Raw genomic sequence first — 24,451 nt, 5'->3', positions numbered from 1 at the left:
CTTCCAATACCACTGCCGTCAATAAGGTACTTGCCCATATTCGTTACGTTATTGCCGGTGGGCATGAGCCGACCTGTCGGGGGTCGATTTCGGGCTGGGCCGATAATTCGCTGGCTCAGACACTAACACTTGCCAAGAATACTACGGCAGTCTGGAGCCAACTTACCTCCGCTGAAATTGATAAATGTAATTGGCTGATGCGTGCTCTAACCGTGGCTGGGAACTATAATCAGAACTTTCATAATAATCCAGCACGATGCATATTGGGAACCTGGCTGTATGGCGGTAAACGCAACGCCCCCAATATTCAGGAAGGCTATGTGGGTATCATGATCGCTGCCCACAAGTATTTTGGGGGGACAGCGGCCGTCAACCAGATACTAGCGGCTTTCGACTATGATGATTATTTGGCAGCATTCGCCAGCCGGGGGTTTACCAACATCATTTACGGATGGACATATGCCTTCGGGGACACATCGACTGGCCGGGCGCAGATGGAAAGCCGCATGGAAAATGGAGGAACGGATGCCGGGGGAGGTACCATTGCGACTCAGGGCGTTCGGCGTCCATTCACTTTTGCCGACTACTACAGTTCTCCAGCCGCAGAAATCGCCTATACACCCCTGACAATCTACGAAGCACTGGCCGAGCGGATGTTCCAGCATACTACGCACAATGTCTCAACGAGTGGTGACGCCTATGTGATGAACAACCGGATTTCGCCTATGACGGGGTTAAATGGCATGTGTGCTGAGTTGCAGTTTATCGATGCCAGTGGTGAACGTAGTTCGGTACGGTATGCCTACGATGGCTGGTGCAATAGTATCCTGACTTATGCAACGTTACGATCCTTAGGTCTGTGGGGTAACACATCAGTTCATCAGGACATTGACCGGAGGATGCGCGTAGGCTCTATTGATCTGCTGTATAAATACAAGGCTGGTTATCGTAGTCGATCCAATGGTAATTTTTATAACCATACCGAATACACGGGAACCGAGTTCGGGTATGTTTTCCTGAAGGATATCTGGATCAACTATTTGTGGGATCGGAAGGATATGAACCTGCTGGAAATGATGGCACCTACCGTTAGAGAGTCTTTTAATGCGGCAAGTACGTTAACCAGTAGTTTTTCCAACAATCAGTTTACAGGCAGTGGTGGATTGCTCTGGAATTTTTCCCAAGCCCGTCGTCCGAGTAGTGATCAGGTAAAGCCGGGCGACAACGAAATTATTGCCTTGGCAGCCAATTGGCTTGGCGACCTGCGCACGACACTAACCAAACCGCTGAAAGGCGTTCGATTTAAGGTACGTCCCCGGAGTTCGTCAGGTACACCACTGGTAATTGTTCGGGTCAGCGGCACAATCGTGTATACCTACAGCAACTTTGCGTCGACGGAGGTCGAGGTAGTTCATGTGCCGAATGTCTTTGCCCTGGCCGGACAGGAACTGACGATTGAAAATACGGGAACGGTCGAATTGCTGATCGACGACGTTGAACTGGAAGATGCCAGTGTCTACGTCCTGTTAAAAAACGGCAATACGGGTTCCACGACAACAACTCAGATTAAGCCCCGCTTTCAGTTAAATAACCTGTCGTCGTCGGCCATTCCGTATCAGGAGCTAACGGTACGGTATTGGTACACCAGCGAAAACCACAATACACTCGAAACCTTTGTGGATTTTGCCAGCATGGGAGTTAACAATGTAGGTATGCAGGACTATGCATTGTCACCTGCCCGTCAGGGAGCTACTCGCTATATGGAGTATAGCTTTACGTCGGCGGCTGGCAACCTGTCCGCATCGGGCAATTCTTCCGGGATCAATACCCGGTTTCGTAAAGTCAATCAAAGCAACTTTAACGAGGCTGATGATTACTCCTTCACAAGCAATACAAACTTCGAGCAAACGAAGAAGGTAACGGTCTATCGCAACGGAGAACTCATTTGGGGCAGAGAGCCCGCAGTAGCAAGCGCACGCGTGGCTGTTGCAAATTCGGAAGAAGTTACGAAAAACTGGTTTGCGTATCCCAATCCAGTTGGTGAAGAGCTGATGCTGGGTGGGGGTGATCCTGACCAGCCCATCAAGGTAACAATTCGGGGTGTAAATGGCCAGGTTCTGGTGCAGTCACGATCGTATTTCCAGAGGCCCGTCCGGGTGGACAAACTTGCTACCGGGATTTATCTGCTGGAGGTACAGCAACATAATACGGTGAAGCATATTAAACTTCTCAAACAATAAACCCTTCCATCATCAATTTCAAAACGTTTACGATTCATGAAGAAAGTTCAACTTCGATGGCTTTGGCTCATTATTCTTATTCTTTGGGGCCAATTAACGTCCAGAGCACAAACTTTTACGCCTACACCCGCCGTGCTGACGCAGGCCCTCAATGCCAACCTGGTACGCTGGAAAGCCGATCCGGCTCCTGGTACCGAGTATATTGACTATAATGTGCTGGTTACGGGGAAAGCCATGAATTATCTGGCTTTAGCAGCGTATCATAATCCAACGAACACGACGGTGGTCAATCGGCTACTGCAGCAGATTCGGAGTGCCATCGCGGGCGGCAACGAGCCGACCTGTCGGGGGTCGATTTCGGGCTGGGCCGATAATTCGCTGGCTCAGAGTTTGACGCTGGCCAAGTACACGCCCGCCGTCTGGAATCAACTTACCCCTGCCGAAATCAATAAATGCGACTGGCTGATGCGCGCCCTGACTGTGGCGGGTAACTACAACCAGAATTACTACAATACACCCATACGGTGTATTTTGGGTGAATGGCTGTATGGAGGCAAACGAAACGCTCCCAACATTCAGGAAGGCTACGTCGGTATTATGATTACAGCGCTCCCTTATTTTGGGGGAACAGCGGCTGTCAATCAGATGCTGTCTGAGTTTAACTACGACACCTATCTGGCTACCTTCGAAAGCCTCGGATTTACCAACATTGTCTATGGCTGGACGTATGCCTATGGCAACACGCCCGAAGGGCGCGCCCAGATGAAGAACCTGATGGAAAACGGTGGCACTGACAAAGGGGGTGGCACCATTAATTCGATGGGTGTTCGTCGTCCATTTACGTTTGCTGACTATTATAGCTCGCCGGTCGCAGAAATCGCTTATACACCCCTGACAATCTACGAAGCACTGACTGAGCGGATGTTTCAGCATATTACCCACAATCGGTCGAACAGTGGAGATGCGTACGTGCTCAACAACCGGGTCTCGCCCATGACGGGACTGGATGGCATGTGTGCCGAGTTGCAGTTTATCGATGCCAGTGGTGAACGCAGTTCGGTGCGTTATACCTATGACGGATGGTCTAATAGTATGTTGACATACAGTACTTTACGGGCGTTGGGGTTGTGGGGTAATACGCCGGTTCATCAGGAAATTGACCGGCGAATGCGTGTAGGGTCCATCGATTTGCTGTATAAATACAAGGCAGGGTATCGGGGGCGCTCCAATGGCGAATTCTTCAACCAGACCGAATTTGCGGGAACTGAATATGGGTATGTGTTTCTAAAGGATATTTGGCTCAATTATCTATGGGATCGGAAAGATATGACAGTATTCGAGCTGATGGCACCTACCCTAACTGAGTCATTTTCAGACGTAACGCTCGGTAGCAATTTTTCGGATGGGCAATTTACCGGGGTTCAGGGATTGGTATGGCAGTATACCCAGGCTCGTCAGGAGGGTACCTCCGGCGTCAAACCCAACGATACCAGGGTTATTGCCCTGGCGGCCAACAGTACCGGCACACTCCGTTCAACGTTAACCAAGCCGATTACAATCGTACGATTTAAAATCCGTAACCTGTCAGGAACGGGAACGGCCTCCGTGACGGTGCGACTAAACGACCAGGTGCTGCGTACCTACACCAGCTTTGGCAGCGATGAGACCGAAGTCGTTACCGTGGCGGGGCAGACGACAGCCATTGGAGATCAACTGGTCATAAGCAATTCGGGCTCTGTAGAGCTCATCGTTGATGATGTGGAACTGGAACAGGTTACAACGCCCGCAGCACCCGTCAATCTGGCCGTGTCCAACATTCAGATGCAGGAGCTTACGCTAACCTGGACCGACAGCGCAACGACCGAAACCGGTTTTCGGCTGGAGCGTCGGGAAATGCCAGCTGGCTCGTTTCAGGATGTTCAAAGCAACCTGCCTGTTAATACCGCCCGGTATACGGATCGGACGGTGAGTGCAGAAACCGTGTATGAATACCGCTTGACGGCCATTAACCAGGCAGGTCCCTCACCGGCGATTCTTACGACTGCCGAAACTCTGCCGTTAGTGGCGCAGGACTCGGTGAGTCTTAATCCGGTGGCCGATGCGTATGTCAATGCAGGTACCCTGGCCGGTACCAACTACGGAGCACGGAACTTCATGAACGTGAAGTACGCCGGCCCTAATAACAGCACGACCCGGGAGGCCTTTACGCGATTCGACCTGAGTAGCGTCACCCGGCGCATTCAGCGGGCCAAGCTACGAGTTAATGCCATTTCGGTAGAGGCCAATACCCTTAATCCGCTGACACTCCGTCTGGATGCGATGCAGCAGGACGATTGGGAGGAGACGACTATCAACTGGACCAATAGCCGTTCCTTTACCTCGCTGGGTGAACTGCATCGCTGGGACCCGGTTTCGGGTAGTAATACGGTTGATTTGGAAACCGAATTGTTGCGGGATCAGGCAGGAGGACTGCTGACCTTGAAGATCAGCACATTGGAGGCTCCATTGGCAACATTGTCCAGCAAGGAAGCGACGGCTTCCAGTCAGCGACCGCTGCTGACCATTTACATGGACCACCTGACGGCTCCCACCAACCTCACGCTGTCGGGCAATGGGCAACCGGTGCTGACCTGGAAAGACAACGCCGACAACGAAACCGGTTTTACGGTTCAGCGCAAAGCGGCCGGGGCCAGCTTCACCGATCTGGCAACCGTTGCGGCCAACGTCACTACGTTTACCGATCTGACTGCCCAACCCGGTATAACTTATACGTATCGCGTCTATGCCTCGAATGAGCGGGGCAAATCAGCTTATTCCAACACCATTGAACTGACGACACCCACGTTGCAGGTGCTGCACAAAGACGGTGATAACGGGCAACTGACCAACAACCAGCTAAAACCGGAGCTGCAAATCAAGAACCTCGGTTCCAGCGCGGTTTCCTACCAGGAACTGACCGTTCGCTACTGGTTCACCAGCGAGAATCACGCGTCCATCAATACCTTTATCGACTGGGCGCAACTCGGTACCTCACAGGTTAAATCGCAGTATGTGCGGCTGAGCGAACCGCGGCAGGGAGCCGATGGCTACGTCGAGTATCGCTTCGAATCCGGGGCCGGTCAACTGACCGCTGGTGGCCAATCGGGACCGATTCAGTCGAGAATCGCCAAGCAGAACTGGACGGTTTTCAACGAAGCCGACGACCATTCGTATGCTGGCAATACCGATTATGCGACCACCAGCAAGGTGACGTTGTACCAGAATGGGGTGCTGATTTGGGGTGTCGAACCGGCGGCTGCGAATTCCTTGACGCAGGTGGTGGCCGAGTCGGAAAATAAAAACCAGGCGACCAATTCCAACACCATCAGTACGTATCTGCGGCTTCAGAACACGGGTAACGTGGCCCTGGCTTACAAAGATCTGAAGGTTCGTTACTGGTTTACGGCGGAAGGCAGTCAGCCGCTGAACTACTGGATCGATTACGCGGTGCTGGGCAGCAACACCATCACGGGTCAGTTTGTGAAGCCAAGCCCGGCGTTGGCGGGTGCCGACACGTATCTGGAGTTTAGTTTTGCGGAGAGTCTGGGAAATCTGGAACCGTCGAGTTCGACGGGTAACATTCAATACCGGATCGCTAAACATGACTGGTCGGCTTTCAATGAGTCCGACGATCATTCCTACAAAGCTGCGGGGCCGCTCGGTGCCAACAGCAAGATTACGGTCTATTACAAAGGCCAGTTGCTAGCCGGAACAGAACCCCAGCCGGGCGGGGCAAGACGGGCGGCTGTCGATGCAGAAGATGGGACGAAAAACTGGTTTGTCTACCCCAATCCCGCTAAAGATCAGGTTGTTCTGGGCGGTGGCGATCCAGAAAAAGCCATCGATGTAACGATTCTGGGGCTGACTGGTCAGGCATTGCAACAGAACCGGACGCGTTTCAGGAAACCGATGCGGGTAGAACACCTGCCGCCGGGTACTTATCTGTTACGGGTGGTGCAGGACCAGCACGTTCGGCATCTGAAACTCCTGAAACAGTAACCCGTATAGTAACCGGACGTAGCATTGACCTGAGGTTGGTGCTACGTCCGGTTTACGCACGCGTTGAAGAATTAATAAAAAATGATGAGGTATACGCTACTCTTTTTGTTGGTATTCGCCTGGGAAACCGGGTTTTGTCAGGCAAAGCGAAATCTGCTTACCGGGAGCTTTTCGCGCAAACAGGTCAGTACATCGGTCATGAAGGGGAGGGGATGGGTAGACTTTCCGGCCTACGGTGACCGGCAGGGCTGGGCCAGTCTCCCCGACGCGGTGAAAACCCAGGCCATCCGGGAAGGTGAAAAATACCTTGGCTATGGCTGGCCCCTCACGAAGGCATCGCTCTACCTGACCTACAGCCGAACCGGCAACCGCGAGGCCGCCGATACGGTGAACCGGGCTAAACTTGATGCGTTGCGGTCGCTGGCGTTGGCCGAACTGGTCGAAGGCAAAGGCCGCTTTCTGGACGATCTGATCAACGGCGTATTTGCCTACTGCGAACAAACCGTCTGGAGTTCGCCCGCCCATTTTTATATGTACGGGTACGAAGGCCAGATTGCCAACATCACCACGCTGTTGCCCGATAAAAACAACCCGATCATTGACCTGGTAACGGGCGATACGGCCGCTGATCTGGCCTGGATCTGGTACTATTTTCACGATGCGTTCGATAAGGTTAGCCCCATCATTGCGCAACGACTTGAACAGGAATTACGCGCCAAAGTGCTGGAACCGTTTTACCAGCGCAACGATTACTGGTGGATTACGGGCTGGGGCGAAGGCCGGGTCAATAACTGGACGCCCTGGTGCAGCTACAACGTTCTGACCTGCGTGTTGCTGCTGGAAACCGATCCGCAGAAACGCGAAGACGGTATCTACAAAACCATGCAGGCCGTCGATCTTTTCATCAATTCGTACCCCGAAGACGGCGGGTGTAGCGAAGGTCCGGGCTACTGGGGAGCGGCCGGGGGGCGCATGTTCGATTACCTGTCGCTGTTGCAAAAAGCCAGCCGGGGCAAAATTGACATTTACAGTGATGAACTCGTCCGGAATATGGGGCGGTACATCTATCGGGTCTACGTCGGCCAGGGCGAATACTACGTCAATTTTGCCGATGCACAGGCAAAACTTCGTCACGATGGCGGACGAATCTACCGGATTGGCAAAGACATTCAGGACCCGGTCATGCAGGGTTTTGGGACCTATTTACTGACCAGAAACAACCGGACCGAAGCGATGACCGGCGGACGGCTGGGAAGCAATCTCGTGAATCTGTTCAGCCCCGCCGACTGGCGCACGGTTCCTCCGACCGAACCGTTAGTAAAGGAATTTTATTTCCCGAATCTGGATGTAGCCATTGCCCGCGACAAAGAAGGCTCGGAGCAGGGATTTTATTTTGCGGCCAAAGGCGGTCATAACGGCGAGCAGCACAACCACAACGATGTGGGTTCGTTTATCCTGTTTTATAACGGCAACCCGGTTTTGATCGATGCGGGCGTGGGGACATACACCCGCGAGACGTTCAGCAAAGACCGCTATAAAATCTGGACGATGCAGTCCGACTACCACAACGTCCCGCACATCAACGGTTTTGCCCAGCACGAAGGGCGAAACTTTACCGCCCGGCACTCGATTTTCACCCCCACAAAAACCGGTGTTCGCTTTTCAACCGACATCAGCGGAGCTTATCCGAAAGAGGCCGGGGTAAAAAGCTGGGAACGGGCCTATCAACTGGAACGCGGCAAAAAGTTTGTCGTCAGCGATGCCTACCAGCTATCGGCCCGAACGGGCGAAACCCGGCTGCATTTTCTGACCACTTTGCCCAGCGAGCAACCCAAAACCGGCGAACTGGTGCTGAAGGGCAACGGGTTTAAATTGCTCATTCGCTACGACCCGAAAACCCTGTCGGCCACGGTCGAAAAAAAGGAGATCGACGATCCGAAATTAAACCGGTCGCTGGGTAATGTCGTGTACCGCATCGTGCTGGAACTAAAATCAACGGCTTTGGCGGGGAAAAACGCGTTGGAAATCGTAGAAATAAAGCAATAGATTGGGGAGGTTCAATAACCAGGAACGCAATCGTGTCATGAAAAAAAAGCCCCAGCTGCGTCTGGCTGATACAACGATATGAGTTGCTTGAAAATAAGGAGTTTATTGATCGGGTTTTGGTTGAGTGGTGTTGCAACAGCGGTTTTTGCCAATGTTACATTGCCGCCCCTGTTTGCGGATCACATGGTTTTGCAGCGGGAAACCAACGTAGCGGTTTGGGGCCGTTCCGACAAAACGGTCGTAACGATTACACCATCGTGGAATGAGAAACCGGTTTCCGTCGCTGTCAACCCAGACGGAAGCTGGACAACGGCCTTGAAAACCCCGGCAGCGGGTGGGCCGTACAAGCTTACATTTGACGACGGAGAACGACGGATTCTCAACGACATCCTGATTGGTGAAGTCTGGGTTTGTTCGGGACAGTCGAACATGGATATGCCGGTGCGCGGGCTGTCGGCCAAAGATCAGGTGTCGAACAAACGGGAAATTCTGGCGTCGGCCAATCAGCCCCAAATCAGACTGATTAAAATTCCGCATACCGCATCCGGGAAGCTGGAAAGCGATACACCGGCCCGCTGGCAACATTCGGATACGGCAACGGTCAACCGGTTTAGTGCGGTGGGCTATCAGTTTGCCCAACTGCTCCAGCAGAAATTCAATGTGCCGGTGGGTATGATTCATTCGGCCTGGAGCGGCACCCGCATCGAACCCTGGATGAGTCCCGAAAGTCTGGCGGCTTTTGACTATCCTAAGCCTAAATCCGATACGGCGAAGGTAACCCGCACCACGGGTTCGGCGCTGTTTAATGGCATGATCGGCCCACTGTTGGGCTATGCCATCAAAGGCGTCATCTGGTATCAGGGTGAATCGAATCTGGCCCAGCATGCGGTTTATGATACCCTGATGGCGGCTATGGTGGATGGCTGGAAAAAGGCCTGGCAGCAGGATAAATTGCCGTTCTACTACGTCCAGATTGCGCCATTCAATTACGGGAGAAGTTCAAACGCTTCGGCTTACCTGCGCGAGGCTCAGGAAAAAGCCATGAAACTGATTCCCGATGCATACATGGTCGGTACAGTGGATATTGGTTCGGAGAAAACGATTCATCCGGCTGATAAACAAACCGTCAGCCGCCGATTGGCAAACGCGGCCCTGTCGCGAACCTACGGGTTGACCGGTGTTTTTTACGAAAATGCCCGCTTTGAATCGATGAAGTCGAAGGGCGCTAAAGTCGTGGTTCGGGTCGCCAATGCCCCCGGCGGACTGATCGCCAACCAGAACCCGACCGGCTTTGAAGTGGCGGGTGACGATCAGGTTTTTCATCCCGCAAGGGCATTGGTTCGAAAAAACAGAATAACCGTTCAGAGCGACAAGGTGGCTGCGATTCGGGCGGTGCGGTATTGCTTTGGCGGATGGGTTCCCGGTACCATTCACAATCGGGAAGGTCTGCCGCTGTTGCCGTTCCGAACCGATAGTTGGCCGCTAAATAAAGAAAACAAGGCGAAATAAATGCAATCCATGAAACCATCGACGATCACGATTCTATTGTGCCTAAGCCTTGGTCTGACCACGTTCGTACAGGCGCAGGACGACCTGGCCGTATTGCCGTACTGGAAATACTACAATGGTCAGCCGGGCGCTCTCTACCGGCATCTGTGCGAACAGGCCTTCGGACAATTGGAACAGCGCAAAAAGGCAGTTCAGGCGTTGAGAACGCAACAGGACTGGCAGAAACGGCAAACCGTGGTCCGGCAAAAATTGCAGGAAGCTTTTGGGGTCTTTCCCGAAAAAACACCCCTGAATCCGGTCGTCACCGGCAAACTCGAACGGGATGGCATCACGGTTGAGAAACTCTACTTCGAGTCCCTGCCGAAGTATTACGTAACGGCGGCTTTGTTCATGCCTGCGGGGAAACGCGAAAACCTGCCGGCCATCGTATTCTGCAGTGGGCACGGTGTTCCGGCCTTTCGGAGCGGGGTCTATCAGCAGATGATTCTCAATTACGTCAAAAAGGGCTTTGCGGTTCTGGCTTTCGACCCGATCGGGCAGGGCGAACGAATTCAATACGGAGAGTCGGAGGGAAAGCGATTTGCCGGACTAAAACCCACGCTGGAACACTCGTATCCCGGCGCGCAAGCCTTTGTGGCCGGTGTTACACCGGCCCTGTATTTCGTTTGGGATGGCATCCGGGCCGTGGACTATCTGCTGACCCGACCCGAAATTGATGCTGCCCGGATTGGCGTAACGGGCCGGTCGGGGGGCGGCACGCAAAGTGCGTATCTGGCCGCGATGGACCCCCGGATTCGGGCGGCTGCGCCGGAATGTTATCTGACGACCTACGATAAACTGTTGCGTTCCAACGGGCCGCAGGACGCCGAACAAATCCTGACCGGGATGCTGGCGAAAGGGCTGGATTTGGGCGATCTGGTCGAAGTGCGCGCTCCGCGTCCGACGCTGATGGTGACGACCACCCGCGATATGTTTAGCATGGACGGTGCCCGCGAACTGTTCGACGAAGCCAAAAAGGCGTATAAAGCCCTCGGTGCGGAGTCGAATCTGGGGCTGGTCGAAGACGATGCTCCCCATGCTTCCACGCAAAAAAACCGGGAAGCGACGTACGCTTTTTTTCAGAAACACCTCAACAACCCCGGCTCCAGTGCCGATGAAAAAATTCCGGCATTTCGGGCTGAAGAACTCAACGTGACGCCGACCGGCAACGTATTTACCGCGCTGAAAGGCGAAACCCTGTTTTCGCTAACCCAAAAGCGGGCGTTGGCGGTTGCACCCCAAATTACGGCTGGTAACTCATTGCAAAGCCTTACCAAACAGGTAATTGCGTTGACTGGATACACACCGCCAACGCTGGGCGAAGTAATTTTTTCCGGTAAGTTTCCGCGTGAGGGGTACGATCTGGAGCGGTATTTAGTGAAAGGGCCTGGAGCGTATTACCTGCCTGTTCTGTGGTTCAAACCGGAAAAAGATACTGGTAAAACCGTGCTTTACATCGACTCAAAAGGCAAAGCCGGAGCCGCACAAAAAGGGGGTGTCGCCGATCAACTGGTACAGGCCGGTTACAACGTGGTGTTGCCTGACCTGAGCGGAGCGGGTGAACTGGCCCAGACAGATTTGCCCGGTGGTGATTCGCAGCTTGACAGCACATCGCTGAACCTGTGGTTTGCGGGCATCCTGACCCGGAAAAGTCTGGTGGCCGTTCGGATGGAAGAGATTCAGTTACTGACCGAATTTATTAAAAGGAAAACCGGTACTTCGACGATTTCGGCGGTGGGTGTCGGCACGTTTGTGCCTGATGTCCTGCACGCTACCTTGCTGACACCGGCCATCGGTCGGCTGGCGCTGCTCAACGGGCTGGGTGCGTATCGTTCCCTGATCGAGCAGGAGCAGTATCTGCCCCGGTACGTACCGTCGGTTGTAGCCGGAGCCATCAACACGTATGATCTCCCCGATCTGGTAGCGGCCCTGGTGCCCCGGCCCGTCTGGCTGGCCGGTGTTGTGAACGGAGCCGGGCAGCCGGTTTCTCCATCGGAATTGGAGAGATTATATCCGACGGAAGGAAAACACCTAAGACTGTCGTCAACGGCTGAACATACTGCGTTGCTGGCGTGGTTGAAGACGGAAAAGTAGGCTTGTCATAAACCGTGATTGTTTAAAAAACAACTTATGGATACAATTCAAAAGTTTCTTTTAATGGTCATTGTTGGGTTTTTGCTACCCGTTTTCACTTGGGCGCAATCACTCGGTAAGCCCAATATTGTCCTTATTGTTGGCGACGACCATGACCGCACGGCGGCAGGCTGTTATGGAAACCCGCAGATCAAAACGCCGAATCTGGATGCGCTGGCGGCTGAGGGTGTACGGTTTACCCGTGCTTATGCCACAACGTCCAGTTGTAGCCCCAGTCGGTCGGTATTGCTGTCGGGACGGCACAACCACAACAACGGTCAATACGGTCTTCAGCAGGCCACGCATCATTTTCATTCATTCGAGGGTATGAAAACCCTGACACATTTTTTAAGTGGGGGCGGATACCGCACGGCCCGCGCCGGCAAGTTCCACCTCGAACCCACCAGCACGTATCCATTTGACGTACGGATTGATGATAACGGAAATAACCCTGTCAGGATGGCGGAGAAATGCGCTGATTTTTTGGAAAGTACTAAAAATCAGCCCTTCTTTTTGTATTTCTGCCCTACAGATCCGCACCGGACGGGATTCCGCCGGGACTTGCCGCTCCAGCCCAACGCCCACGGTAACCGAACTAATGGACAGGAAGGAGTTATAGAAACGCTGTACGGAGCCGATTCGCTGCGGGTGCCCTACTTTCTGCCCAATACGCCCGAAAGCCGGGCCGAGCTGGCACAGTATTATCAGTCGGTTTCCCGGCTCGATCAGGGTGTGGGAAAACTCATGGCGCAACTGAAACAGAAAGGGTTGTGGGAGAAAACCATCGTGATTTACGTATCCGACAACGGAATGCCCGTGCCGGGAGCCAAAACAACCCATTACGAACCCGGCGTCCGGTTGCCGCTCATCGTTCGCAATCCGTTTTCGAACCAGAAAAACAAGACCTGTGACGAACTGGTTTCGTGGGTCGACATGGCACCTACGATCGTGGATTTTGCCGGTGTACCAACTCCATCTCAACCGGGCCGTGGTACGTCGTTGCGTAACGCGAACGAAGCGCCAGGGCCAACAGCCTATCTCCACGGAAAATCCTGGAAAGCGGTTTTCGATCATCCCGGTTCGTTTCGCTCCGACACGCTGTTCCTGTCGCATTCGTTTCACGGCCTGACGCAGTATTACCCGATGAGAACCATCGTGACCCGGCACTATAAACTCATCTGGAACATTGCCCATCCGCTGGAATTTCCGTATGCGTCGGATTTGTGGGATTCGGCCACGTGGCAGGCGTTTCTGAAGTCAGGGCAAACGACATTCGGTGTGCGCGAGGTCAAGGATTACAAGCACCGTCCGGCGTTTGAACTCTACGACCTGACCCAGGACCCGCAGGAGTTGGTCAATCTGGCCAATGACCCGAAACACAAGCCCGTTTTCGACAAACTGCTCACCACCCTGAAAGAATCGCAGCGAAAAACGGGTGATCCCTGGTCGGGGAAATGGGTGCATGAATAAAACTTTTCAACGTTTACGTATTTCATTTTGAAAAAGCAATTGCTAACCATCGGGTTTCTACTCGTCCTGTTTGCGATGAGTCCGGCGCAAAACCCACCTCCCAGCAATACCTTTGACCGGCAGGTGGCGGCTGTTCTGTCCCGGATAAAAACCCCAACCTTTCCCAAAAAGGATTTTCAGATTGAGCATGCAGATAATTTTCAGAACGCTGTCAATCAGACGATTGTGGCTTGTCATAAAGCGGGTGGGGGACGCGTCGTTATTCCCAAAGGCGAATACGTCTGCAACGGTCCGATTCGGATGCTGTCGAACGTCAATCTGCACCTTTCCGAAGGCACGCTCATTCGGTTTGGGACGAATCCGGCGGATTATTTACCTGTTGTGAAGGTGCGGTGGGAGGGAACGGTTTGCACCAATTATTCGCCCCTGATTTATGCCCACGGACAGAAAAATCTAGCCATTACCGGAAACGGAACGTTGGATGGTCAGGCTGATAAATTCTGGTTTGCCTGGAAAAAACTACCCAACGGCGACGATCAGGAAAAAGCCAAGACGATCCTGCGGAAAATGGGCGAAACCGGCGTTCCCGAATCCGAACGCGTGTTTGGAGCAGGCTATAAACTACGGCCTACTCTGCTGGAATTGTATGACTGCGAAGGAATTCTGCTTGATGGGTTTACGGCCCGGCGAAGCCCCTTCTGGACAATTCACCCCGTCTTCTCGAAAAACATTACGATTCGGAACCTCAAAATCGGGCACGGAACCACCAATGACGATGGCATCGACCCGGATTCGTGCGAAGACGTCTTGATTGAAAACTGCCGGATCAGTACGGATGATGACCCCATCTCCATCAAGGCCGGGCGTGATCAGGATGCCTGGAAACGCCGGGGAACCCGCAACGTCGTCGTTCGGAAATGTACGCTCCAGTCGCGGATCGCCAACGGTTTTTGCGTCGGTTCCGAAATGTCGGGGGGCGTCGAAAACATCTGGGTCGATGACTGCACCATGCCGAACGTAACGCTGGGGATCACGCTGAAAGCCAACCTCGATCGGGGTGGTTTCGTGCGCAACGTGTGGGTGCGTAACGTAACGATCGATAGCTGTCGGCAGGCGGCTATCCGAATGCAGATGGATTACCACAGCTATAGGGGAGGCAATTTTCCGCCTGATTTTGACCGCATCTCGCTTGAAAATATTCACGTTCGCTCGGCCCGCGATTACGGCTGGTGGCTGGTGGGCGTCCCGTCGAAACCGATTGGACTGATTACCATGCGAAACGTCGCGATCGACCGGAGTGGCAAAGGAAACAAGACTGAGTTAACCAATTTACGTATAGAGCACTAACTTTTTTCGATATGCAACGCAGAGACTTCTTATCAACAACCCTGGCTGCTGCTTCGGCCTCGTTACCACTTTCCGGTTTGTCGCAGACCGTCAATGCTCCGTCAGCGAATATGCTCAGCGAACCCGCCCGTGAGATTCCGGTGGTCGATACGTTTGACGTCATTGTTTGCGGTGCCGGACCCGCTGGGGTAGCGGCCGCCATTGAAGCCGGACGTACCGGAGCGAAAACCCTGCTGCTGGAGGTACACGGTTGTCTGGGTGGCGTCTGGACGTCGGGCTGTCTGACGTGGATTATTGACAACAAGAACAAGAAAGGACTGGTGGACGAAATCAAGGACGGGCTTCGGCTGAAGAAAGGAGCCGCGACCGTACCGACGGGTAATACGTTCTCATTCGATGTCGAACAGATGAAAATTCTGTTGGAAGAACTATGCCTGAAAGCCAATGTAACCGTCCGGCTTTTTACCCGGCTGGTGTCAGCATCCACCCAGAATGGCCGGCTAACCCACATTATTACCGAGTCGAAGTCTGGACGGGAAGCCTGGGGTGGCAAAGTCTTTATCGATTGTACGGGTGACGGTGATCTGGCCGCTCGTGCGGGTTGCCAGTTCGATTATGGCGACAGCGCCAAGCAAGGACAACCCATGAGCATGCTTTGCCTGATTTCGGGCGTTCGGTATAACGAAATTAAGGAGTTTATCCGTGACGAAGCCGATAGCAAAATTGGCTCCCCCTCCAAAAAGCGGCTGGAAGAAGCCATTATCAAAGGCGGTCACAAGCCCTCCTACGCCCGGCCCAGCCTGCACCCGATTTACGACGATTTGCACATGCTGATGGCCAATCACGAATACGGCTACAATGGGAATGACGCTCGCCAGGTGACCGAAGCGACACTGAAAGGGCGAGCCGAAGTGCACCAGATCATCCAGAGTCTGCAATCATTGGGCGGGCCGTGGGAGAATCTGCGGCTAATGGCTACCGGTGAGCAGATTGGCGTGCGGGAAAGCCGTCGGATTCATGGCCTGTATACGGTTTCCCGTCTGGATTTGATCAAAGGATCGCGGTTTGAAGATGCCGTTTGCCGGGTTACGTTTGGGGTGGATGTGCATTCGGTTAAAAAGGAGGATGAATCCACGACGGCCTACAACCGGGGTACTGCCAGCAAACCGTACGACATTCCGGTGCGGTCGTTGATCGCCAAAGATGTGCAGGGGCTGATGATGGCGGGTCGTTGCATCAGTGGCGATTTTGTGGCCCATTCGAGCTACCGGGTTACGGGTAATGCCGCCTACATGGGCCAGGCCGCCGGTCGGGTAGCCGCACTTGCAGCCAAAAAGAATCTATTGCCGCAGGATGTAAACTGGTCGGAGGTAAAGTGGTCGGTAGAGTAGGTGAGTAACGATTTTAAGGCACTAGGGCAAAAAAACATTCCCAACAGACGGGTGCAAATTGGGGCTAGCCTAAATTACCAGTCGTATCAAAACGATTCGAATTATACTTACGACCTAAGCTCATCGTTTAGGCGACATCTTTTTGACACAGCTTTTTTAAACTAGGGCAGTCGTCCAGCCGTAGGCTGGACACAAAGTTGTTGTCATGTATCTAACAAACCAGCCTTTATTTCCTCAACACACCGACAGGCATATTAACTCACACAGGCCGCAGGTTCTCTCCCTATGTACGAGAATTGCTCTTTTTCTTATATGTACGAGTCTGGTAACGAGGAAGTTAAACTAGTGGATGGTGGCAGAGATTATAGTGATTGGCAACGGTTGATGGAGAAGGTAAAACAGGGGACCTTCTACGAGTATTTGCTCCAGGAAGCCGTCAAGGCGACTGGCAAAACAAAGCTAACCCGGGAGCTGATGAAAAAAACGGTATTTACCGTTTTCTTTTCAGAGAATGAGACCACCAGCCGCTTGATGCAAAAACGAAAGGAAATCTTTCGGGACTTGTTTCCCAATGTGATGCGGCTGTTTGAACTCATCAAGTCGCAGCAGCACCGAACGCTGGCGTTGTTGCTCCAGAACATCGAATCTGAAATCTTCCTCAATCGCATTGCCCGTCGTATTGCCCGGGAACGGCCCGATCTGCCTATTTTCACCATTCACGATTCGATCGTCACCACAGTGGGTAATGAGACATATGTGAAAATGATCATGCGTTAGGAACTCGAAAAAGCCATCGGTATTCGCCCTTTTCTCAAACGGGAGTACTGGCAAGAAGAGGTGTTGGAAAACGCTATTGATTTCTTTGTAATTCAGTAATCACTTGCTTAATCTGGTTACAAAAATAGAAATAAACTCTTCATAAGAATGCCAGTAAAAAGCCGATTTAATATGGGATAGCTTTTCAAAAGTAGTTGAGTTGACCGTCTAGCTTCTTAACCGTGACAAAGCGGGAAACCGTAGCAAGCTGCTGTGTGGCCAGCATCAATTCCTGCGTGGTGGTTTCTACGCCATTGCTGATTTCAACCTGGTACACCCCGTCGGGAAGGGCACTGACATCCAGGCTCAGCCGGGCGGCTTCCTGGCGTTTGCCAACTTGCTGCACAAAGAACGCCTGCCCCGCGCATTGGTCAATCGAACTTCAACCGTACCACCGGTTTGTTTCTTGATGGCAATCTGAACCTTGCCTTCATTATTGGTGTACATGCTGCTTTTGAAGGCGGCTGCATTCTTAGGTTTTCCAATGGGTTTATGGCTTTCAGCTATCGAAGCAGAGAAGGTAACAGCAGTTAAGGTAAAGGCAACGAGCAGGGATTTGATGAGCGTTTTCATGGCGTATGACGTTTGATTTTTGTGTCCGTTTGAATGAGTCAAAGGTCGGGATCATCGTCTGAAAAGACTGTCACAAATGAGTCGATACCTGTTACTTTTGGGAAAGGGTAGGAGGGAACCATTTCTGAATCACCAGATGAAGATGTCCAGACAATTAACGAACGAATAGAAACGGCCTACCGCTGGATAATCATCCCAAAGCAAGGCCGGTCATCGCTAAATTTTTACTGGTTAGACTATGATACTACCAAAAGAAAGAGACCCCAGATTCATAACATTACGGCGGGGTGGAACCTTAACAGACTCTATGCATCATCAACTGGCTTTATGGGCTGCTACTTGTGCGGAACATGTATTGCCGCTGTTTGAGCAAGCCGATTCAGAGGATGAACGACCCCGGAAAGCGATCGAATTGACCCGAGCCTGGGTAAAAGGAGAGATCTCCATGAAACAGGCACACCAGGCGGCATTTGCGGCCAATGCTGCGGCAAAAGGAATGCCTGATGCGGCCAGATTTGCCGCCCTGGCCGCCGGACAAGCCGTGGCTGTAGCACATGTTGCGGCCCATCAACTGGGTGCGGCTGCCTATGCCATCAGAGCGGTCAGGGAGACAGTTGCAGAAAACGAGAAGGAGCAAATGGGGCGAAGTGAATGTCAATGGCAGCGCGATCAACTGGAGGATGCTATTCGCGACCTGGTTCTGGATGATCAACGGGTACAAAATTACCTTTGTTGGTTTGTGTTCAACGGTTGAAAAGTCACTTGATCAGTAGTCCACGGTTGGGATAGTGCCAGCGTGGTTTTGAGTAGGGAAGATAATAGGGAGCAAACCCAGATTGAAAAGTTTGAGAAAGAAGTTGCCCGGTGTCTATGAATGATTTAACAGATAAAGAAAAAAGTCGTTTATACGGTCATTGAGGTCTTTCCATTTCCACTCCTGGGCCGATGTGTCGGCCAGAATACTTATTCCGATGAAAGCTGATGACAATTTAAAACGGTTTCTGGACGCTCAACAACCGGTTTATTTCCAAGCCCTGAGCGAAATCAAAAATGGCCGGAAGCAAAGCCACTGGATGTGGTTCATTTTTCCCCAACTTGCGGGCTTGGGCTTTAGTGAAATGGCCCGGTTTTACGCGATTCACAACCTGGAAGAAGCCCGGGCGTATCTGGAACATCCCGTTCTGGGTGATCGGTTACTGGAGATTTCCAATGCCCTGCTGGGGGTAGTCGGAAAAACCGCTAACCAGATTTTGGGCAGTCCGGATGATTTAAAACTTCGGTCCAGTATGACCTTGTTCAGTTTGCCGAAAAATACCAACCCCGTCTTTCAGGCGGTTTTGGACAAGTACTTCGACGGCTTGATGGATCTACGAACCATTGAACTGGTTCGGGCCAGCGAAGGATAGCCATGACCGCAACGTTTCATACCTTACTGGCTTTACAACCCAGTGTCACTCCCTACATCCGCTATGTCTCTTCCTAAAATCACACGATTGTGCACGGACCATTGAATACCAAGGACAATTTGAAATGGACGGCTTGTGGCATTTTCCTATCTTGTCAGAGCTGCTTTGGCAGTCCGATTCAGTCACAAGCCCCTTAACATTATTGGTACTCATTAGTCCGTCCGAATAACTGGGCTGGAAGGTAGTATGCCTGGGTGAGCCAATCGTTGAATTCACAGGTGATCTCCCACAAAAATCCCGTATAAAATTCCATTGACCGTTTTAATGATTGTTACTTTTTTTGTGGGAAATGATTTGTCCTGAAAACTGATTGGCCGATAATGGAACCAATTAATCCTGGTTAAGCCCATAAAATTATTCCGGTTTAGTAAAATTGAGATTGTGAAACAGAAATAGCCGGATCGTGTGATTGTTGACAAAATTAGTGCTGCTAGTCTGCTGTTGAAACAAGTTCATATAGCCCAACTGCGCCGTAAACTTTTGCTGAAGGGGTAGGCCAGTCCCACAAAAAAGCGGTTTTGGTCAAAATAATTATAGGTAATGTGCTTGCCGGCATTGATGTGAATTTCATCCTGAACCACGAAGTTGGGAACACCGGGTTTGGGGTATCACCTTTCAGCGGCACCTGCACCGTAATCATGTACCGAAACCGGTAATTGAATGAGTACCCATCGGCCAACTCGTTGCCCAGCGTTTTGCGAACGTTTCGTTCTTCGGCTCTGATCCATTGATTGAGGTGCAGGCGTTTGAAATGACCTTGCCAATTAATTTGTTGCCAGAAACGGTGTTCCGGTCTAACCAATGGATCGGCACCAGGCGTCGGCGGAAGTGCCGGGTAGAGACGGGCATAAGCATACCCTGCGGTGAACCGGACCTGATCGGACACGTAATAGGTAAGGCCGGGACGCACGATCAGGGTACTCCAGCGGTCCAGAAAATCATCGGTACGGCGGCATGGAGATCCAGCCCGATTCCCCAGCGATTGCTCAAACGGGTTTGGTTAAAGTAACCCAGCCAGGCTTGCTGCTGAGTCCGAACTTGTTTGGTGGGTACGGATTGCGCCGTCAGATCGTGACTGAATCCGATGGAAACTAAAAGCAGGAGAGCAATGGTACGAATTATAAAAGTGCAGAGAAAATACCAGATCGAAGCAACAAGCCCAGGATGGCTGCGGCTCCAATCAAACCTAATTCCGATAATTTTTTAAAGCGATATAATAAAATGGTGGCGGTTAATGCAATGATGATCGCTGGCAGATCCACCAGTTGACGCCGGGCCAGAACGACGACTGCACCAGCGATAGCGCCAACAGCCGCGATGGTGATCCCATCGACGAAAGCCTTCAAACCGGGGTGTTTGCCGTACTTTTTGAAGTAAGGGGCTGGCAGGATGGTGAGCAGGTAACAGGGTAAAAACGTGGCGGCTGCGGCTACGCACGCACCGGGCAACCCGGCCACCAGATAGCCGATAAAAGCGACCGTAATTACCACCGGTCCGGGCGTAATCATAGCCACAGCCACAGCATCCAAAAATTGCTGTTCCGTCAGCCAGCCGTATTCTTTGACAACACCACCATATAGAAAGGGCACGATGGCCAGACCACTACCAAACACGAAGCTACCGGCCTTGGCAAAAAACAGGGCCAGCTTCCACAGAACGGAATCGGTCGGTACCGCCGCTAACACCTGCGTGAGAAACGGCCAGCTAGCCTGGCTCACTTTTGAATCCAACCGAAGCGGTGGCGCTTTGATTAGCCAATAAATCCCCCCCGACCCGATGACCAGCCACAGTAATTCGGATTCTGTCAGGATGGTGGCTATGGCCGAAATAGAGAAAAGCAGCCAGCCCAGCCAGTCTTTCCCAATCGTTTTGGTGGTTAGTTTATAGGTACCCATCGTAATGATGCCAATGACTGCGGCTCCAATGCCGTAGAAAATAGCCTGCATCCACGGCAATCCGTCAAACTGCACGTAAGCCCAGCCCAGCCCTAAAACCATCAGGAAGGATGGCAGCACAAACGTGAAGCCCACCAGGGTGGCACCACAAATGCCGTAATGAACATACCCCAGGTAAATCGCTAATTGAGCCGCCAGTGGCCCCGGAGCCAACTGAGCGAGTGCCATGCCTTCCCGGTAATCTTCTTCGGTGATCCATTGCCGGTTCAGCACCAGATCCCGGTGCATGGCGCTGACTAATGCAGGAGGACCGCCAAAGCCAAAGGTTCCCAGGCGCAGAAAGTAACTCGTGAGTTGCCGGAGAGAATACGGGGGTGTGAGAAGTTCAGAGTTCATAAATGTAACCAATAGAGTATCAGAGGTTCAGCCAGTACGTTAGCTTGACGACCAATGCCCGGTTTTTCGGTTGCCAGGCTTGCATCAATCGATTTTTGCTGTCGAGCGCTTCGTAGGCGAAATAGTTATCCGTATAGACCACAAACAGATCCGAGACGGGCTTGTACCGCCACTGAAACCGGATGTTCGTGTTGACGTTGTTGATCTGATTATTGTACTGTGCGTAGGCCGTTAGAAACACCGACCGCGTAAACGACAGATCGACCTTAGGCCCAATCAGTAACAGGTCGGATTGGCTGTAGGGAGCGGGTAAGCGAATACCGTTGTAAGTGAAATCAAGCGAGAAAATGCCGTAAGGCTGCTGTCGGTAACTCAGAATGGTGTGCAACTGCGTAATCCGACCGTTGAAGTACTGCCCATATCGACCGTTGAAACTAAAGAAAAAAGGCTTTCGGACATTGGACACGAAGCTCAGGCGATGGCTGAAATACAGGTATGATGTGTTGGCAGGAAGGGTAGCCCCGCCCGTGTTGCTTGGGTCGAAGGGAGAGAAAAGGTAGGTATAATCCCAACGCAGAAACGCGAACGTAAGCTGCGACTGGTTTTGCAGCGTGATGCCCCCAAACAGGCCCGCGTCCCAGTCGATCAGGCGGTTTTGCCGTTTCCCATAAATAAAATCCCAGTTTGGACCCAGGTAAAACCGGTTGATATGCCGACTCAACCGACCTTTCGGGAAAATGACCCGAAAGGTCTCGCCATGAAATTTCATCAGGCTCGTGCGGGGTGCGTACCCCACGTCGGCCCGAAAGTTATCGCCAATGTCGTAAACGCCGATCCGCCCATTGACCGCCGGTTTATCCACGAATAGTAACGCGCCCATCGCGTAAGGCTGCGCCAGTCGATCCGGGCTGAACGAACGGTGGTAAAATGCTTTACCCCGCCACTGATTATTGGCCGAAGCCAGCGAATATTCCAGACCGGCAACCCGGTTATACGATTGGTCGGCACCAGCGGGTACCGTCCCGACGGGGTCTTTATTAACCAGCATGGCACTCACAAACGAACGGGTCGAGATTCGGCGCTGCACGGCTAGCATTCCGTAGTTAACGGGTAGAAGCGTAAGCGTATCGGACAGCGACCGTCGACCCGTCTGCGTGTTCAGTACGCCAATGCGCCAGTTTCGGTCTAACCGGCCACTAAGTCGTACCCCAGCCAGAATGGGAACCTGCTCGTTGAACCCCGTGCGGGGGTTTCGGGCCAGGCCGATGCGCCGGGAGAAAAACGGGTTGGTGACGCTAGTACCGAACGAGCCGAAGAGATCGCTATTTTCCAGGAAAAACTGCCGCCGTTCTGGAAAGAACAACTCAAACCGACTCAGGTTAGTCACTTGCTGGTCAACCTCAACCTGGGCAAAATCAGGGTTTACAGTCAGGTCGAGGTTTAGCGAGGGTGTAACGGCAACTTTCGCATCGAAGCCGACATTCACCCCTTGTCGGGTGGGTATATCGGACTGAAAATCGTGTCCGGTTTCCACCAGGGTGTAGGGAATCAACGAAACATTTGAACCGGGGCGGGGTGGTGGCTCTGCCCAGACGAGCCGTCCTGAAAAGGCCAGTGCCTGCCCGTTGAAGTTGCGCGGGATGGGTGCCCAGGCCGATATTTCGTTGCGCGTTATATCGCTACGGATAAAATTGATCAACCACACGTTTTGCCCGTCCTGTAGCTTATACCGCAGCGTTTTGAACGGAATTGCCATCTCAACGGTGTAGCGGTCGTCGTCGTTTGTTACGCGCACGTACCATTTATTATCCCAATCGGTCGTGAATTCCTGCCCGTTGGTAATCAGTCCTTCGCGCTGCACACCGTAGGGCGACACGGCAAAATTGACCCCGTTCAGTTTGTCGCGGAATGGGTCGAGGTTAACCTCAAATAGGTCCGACTGCCCACGTAGAAAGTCGCGTTTGAGGGACGTAACGACGTAACGACGCGGTTGGTAACAAACAGCACCCACATATAGAAAATTTCCATCGAACAACACCCGCACGACGGTCCTGGATTCAGCGTTGGCTGTGTCATAGGGGAAAAACTGTCGGAAGTTGCCCACTGAATCAGCCAGTTGCCAGTCGGCTTCATCGAGTTGTCCATCCAGCTTAACCGGCTCCGTTGCCCGACGAATAGTCAGGGCGTAGTCGGTTTCGTTCACACTAAGAGGCTGGGCAACCAGGCAACGGCTCAGCAGCAGGAAAAGAAATAGGAAAACGTTTTTCAAGTTCGTTCGGCAGGCGTTTCTAGTCTCTTTTACAAACATCAGGGCCGCTTCGGCGATACTATCAAAAGCTCGTAGCCAGCATCAGCCCGTACTGAAAACCCGGACCGCGTTTTGCTACGCCCAGAATTTTCCCGTCATACCAATACGCACCCACTTCGGTGAGCAGGGCCATGTTGGGCCGGATATCTTTTTTCAACCCCAACGACACGCTCGTGAGGTTGAAAAAATTAGCCTTTGCGCCCTCAGTGGCTGTCGGGATTCCGAGGTGAACGTTCCCATGATGGTCAGTACGGTGGTACCACCCAGATGGTAGGAGTTCAGCAAGGCTACGTTTGGGCTGTAAGCCAGCCGGTTCCGATCTTCGATCAGGACGTGCGCTCCGCCTAAGCCCAGCACGATCCCCCAATCAACCTTGGTGGTGGTGGTGGGGGTAAGTAGTATTTCGCGTCTAAGTTGATACCAAAACCTGGCCCAACCGACGCGAAAGGTAGCGGAATAGGTGCCAGCCGAAAGCCTGCGTGTGGAATGGTGAAAAACGCACTGGTTTTCCGGGGGTCGCCGAGGACAACCACCTGCCCACCCATACCGGCGGCAAAGCCGATTTTTTTGGGAGACAACGTCCGGGCTGTACCAAAGTTGACGACCCAGAACAGGGGTTTCTTAGGATGTTGAGGAGCAAGCGTGATTAATTCAGGTGCAACCCAGTCAGCGAAGGCTACCGATACTGAATCGGGCCGGGCCGTGGCGGTGGAGAAACACGCCCAGACAATCAGGCAGGTTAAAAAGACAGGTTTGACAGAGCAATGTTGTAAAAAAGGCATAT

At 52.5% G+C, this 24,451-nt stretch carries 18 protein-coding genes; 11 read left to right on the top strand and 7 right to left on the bottom strand.

Annotated features, from left to right (window positions below):
• The first annotated feature begins 263 nt into the window (after positions 1-263).
• From DUE52_RS22055 to DUE52_RS22015, 9 genes are all read left to right on the top strand, one after another.
• Positions 264-2,240, top strand: a complete 1,977-nt coding sequence (locus tag DUE52_RS22055) for a cellulose binding domain-containing protein (protein WP_165840995.1) — start codon at positions 264-266, stop codon at positions 2,238-2,240.
• A gap of 36 nt (positions 2,241-2,276) precedes the next feature.
• The gene (locus tag DUE52_RS22050; protein ID WP_114408222.1) at positions 2,277-6,278 is read left to right on the top strand and encodes a cellulose binding domain-containing protein; all 4,002 of its coding nucleotides are present in this window, start codon (positions 2,277-2,279) and stop codon (positions 6,276-6,278) included.
• A gap of 81 nt (positions 6,279-6,359) precedes the next feature.
• Complete coding sequence (locus tag DUE52_RS22045) at positions 6,360-8,324, top strand: heparinase II/III domain-containing protein (protein WP_114408221.1); 1,965 nt, start codon at positions 6,360-6,362, stop codon at positions 8,322-8,324.
• A 78-nt stretch (positions 8,325-8,402) separates the two neighbouring features.
• Positions 8,403-9,833, top strand: coding sequence for a sialate O-acetylesterase (locus tag DUE52_RS22040; RefSeq protein ID WP_114408220.1), 1,431 nt, complete (start codon positions 8,403-8,405; stop codon positions 9,831-9,833).
• Between the two features lie 9 nt (positions 9,834-9,842).
• Positions 9,843-11,966 carry an alpha/beta hydrolase gene (locus tag DUE52_RS22035; RefSeq protein WP_165840994.1) on the top strand — a complete coding sequence of 708 codons (2,124 nt, stop codon included), beginning with the start codon at positions 9,843-9,845 and terminating at the stop codon, positions 11,964-11,966.
• Positions 11,967-12,002: 36 nt separating this feature from the next.
• Complete coding sequence (locus tag DUE52_RS22030; protein ID WP_222930311.1) at positions 12,003-13,475, top strand: sulfatase family protein; 1,473 nt, start codon at positions 12,003-12,005, stop codon at positions 13,473-13,475.
• 27 nt (positions 13,476-13,502) lie between these two features.
• Complete coding sequence (locus DUE52_RS22025) at positions 13,503-14,822, top strand: glycoside hydrolase family 28 protein (RefSeq protein WP_114408218.1); 1,320 nt, start codon at positions 13,503-13,505, stop codon at positions 14,820-14,822.
• An 11-nt stretch (positions 14,823-14,833) separates the two neighbouring features.
• Positions 14,834-16,213 carry an FAD-dependent oxidoreductase gene (locus DUE52_RS22020; protein WP_114408217.1) on the top strand — a complete coding sequence of 460 codons (1,380 nt, stop codon included), beginning with the start codon at positions 14,834-14,836 and terminating at the stop codon, positions 16,211-16,213.
• A 285-nt stretch (positions 16,214-16,498) separates the two neighbouring features.
• Positions 16,499-16,990, top strand: a complete 492-nt coding sequence (locus DUE52_RS22015; RefSeq protein ID WP_133299909.1) for a hypothetical protein — start codon at positions 16,499-16,501, stop codon at positions 16,988-16,990.
• Positions 16,991-17,174: 184 nt separating this feature from the next.
• On the opposite strand, the gene DUE52_RS22010 is transcribed toward DUE52_RS22015, so the two are convergent.
• On the bottom strand, positions 17,175-17,375 hold the full coding sequence (locus DUE52_RS22010; protein ID WP_114408215.1) for a T9SS type A sorting domain-containing protein: 201 nt from the start codon (positions 17,373-17,375) through the stop codon (positions 17,175-17,177).
• Positions 17,336-17,602, bottom strand: coding sequence for a hypothetical protein (locus DUE52_RS32165; RefSeq protein WP_133299908.1), 267 nt, complete (start codon positions 17,600-17,602; stop codon positions 17,336-17,338). The genes DUE52_RS22010 and DUE52_RS32165 overlap by 40 nt, the downstream gene beginning before the upstream one ends.
• Before the next feature lie 238 nt (positions 17,603-17,840).
• Here DUE52_RS32165 and DUE52_RS22005 point away from each other — a divergent pair, with 238 nt between their 5' ends.
• Positions 17,841-18,356, top strand: coding sequence for a putative immunity protein (locus DUE52_RS22005; protein WP_114408214.1), 516 nt, complete (start codon positions 17,841-17,843; stop codon positions 18,354-18,356).
• 217 nt (positions 18,357-18,573) lie between these two features.
• The gene (locus DUE52_RS22000; RefSeq protein ID WP_114408213.1) at positions 18,574-19,008 is read left to right on the top strand and encodes a DUF1810 domain-containing protein; all 435 of its coding nucleotides are present in this window, start codon (positions 18,574-18,576) and stop codon (positions 19,006-19,008) included.
• 490 nt (positions 19,009-19,498) lie between these two features.
• Here DUE52_RS22000 and DUE52_RS33180 read toward each other — a convergent pair whose 3' ends face one another.
• From DUE52_RS33180 to DUE52_RS21980, 5 genes are all read right to left on the bottom strand, one after another.
• The gene (locus DUE52_RS33180) at positions 19,499-19,978 is read right to left on the bottom strand and encodes a DUF2490 domain-containing protein (protein ID WP_165840993.1); all 480 of its coding nucleotides are present in this window, start codon (positions 19,976-19,978) and stop codon (positions 19,499-19,501) included.
• A gap of 208 nt (positions 19,979-20,186) precedes the next feature.
• Entirely contained in the window at positions 20,187-21,359 is a 1,173-nt protein-coding gene (locus DUE52_RS21990) for a chromate transporter (RefSeq protein ID WP_114408211.1), read from the bottom strand.
• A gap of 19 nt (positions 21,360-21,378) precedes the next feature.
• Complete coding sequence (locus tag DUE52_RS21985) at positions 21,379-23,628, bottom strand: DUF5916 domain-containing protein (protein ID WP_165840992.1); 2,250 nt, start codon at positions 23,626-23,628, stop codon at positions 21,379-21,381.
• A gap of 61 nt (positions 23,629-23,689) precedes the next feature.
• Positions 23,690-23,824 carry a hypothetical protein gene (locus DUE52_RS32965; RefSeq protein ID WP_262511004.1) on the bottom strand — a complete coding sequence of 45 codons (135 nt, stop codon included), beginning with the start codon at positions 23,822-23,824 and terminating at the stop codon, positions 23,690-23,692.
• 187 nt (positions 23,825-24,011) lie between these two features.
• Positions 24,012-24,449 (bottom strand): hypothetical protein, encoded by a 438-nt coding sequence (locus tag DUE52_RS21980; RefSeq protein ID WP_133299907.1) that lies wholly within the window; start codon positions 24,447-24,449, stop codon positions 24,012-24,014.
• Between the last annotated feature and the right edge of the window lie 2 nt (positions 24,450-24,451).

Origin of the sequence: Larkinella punicea, from assembly GCF_003334855.1 — a bacterium.
Taxonomy (GTDB): domain Bacteria; phylum Bacteroidota; class Bacteroidia; order Cytophagales; family Spirosomataceae; genus Larkinella; species Larkinella punicea.
The sequence above is the reverse complement of the archived record's forward strand: the minus strand, read 5'-3'. Positions and strand labels throughout refer to the sequence as shown.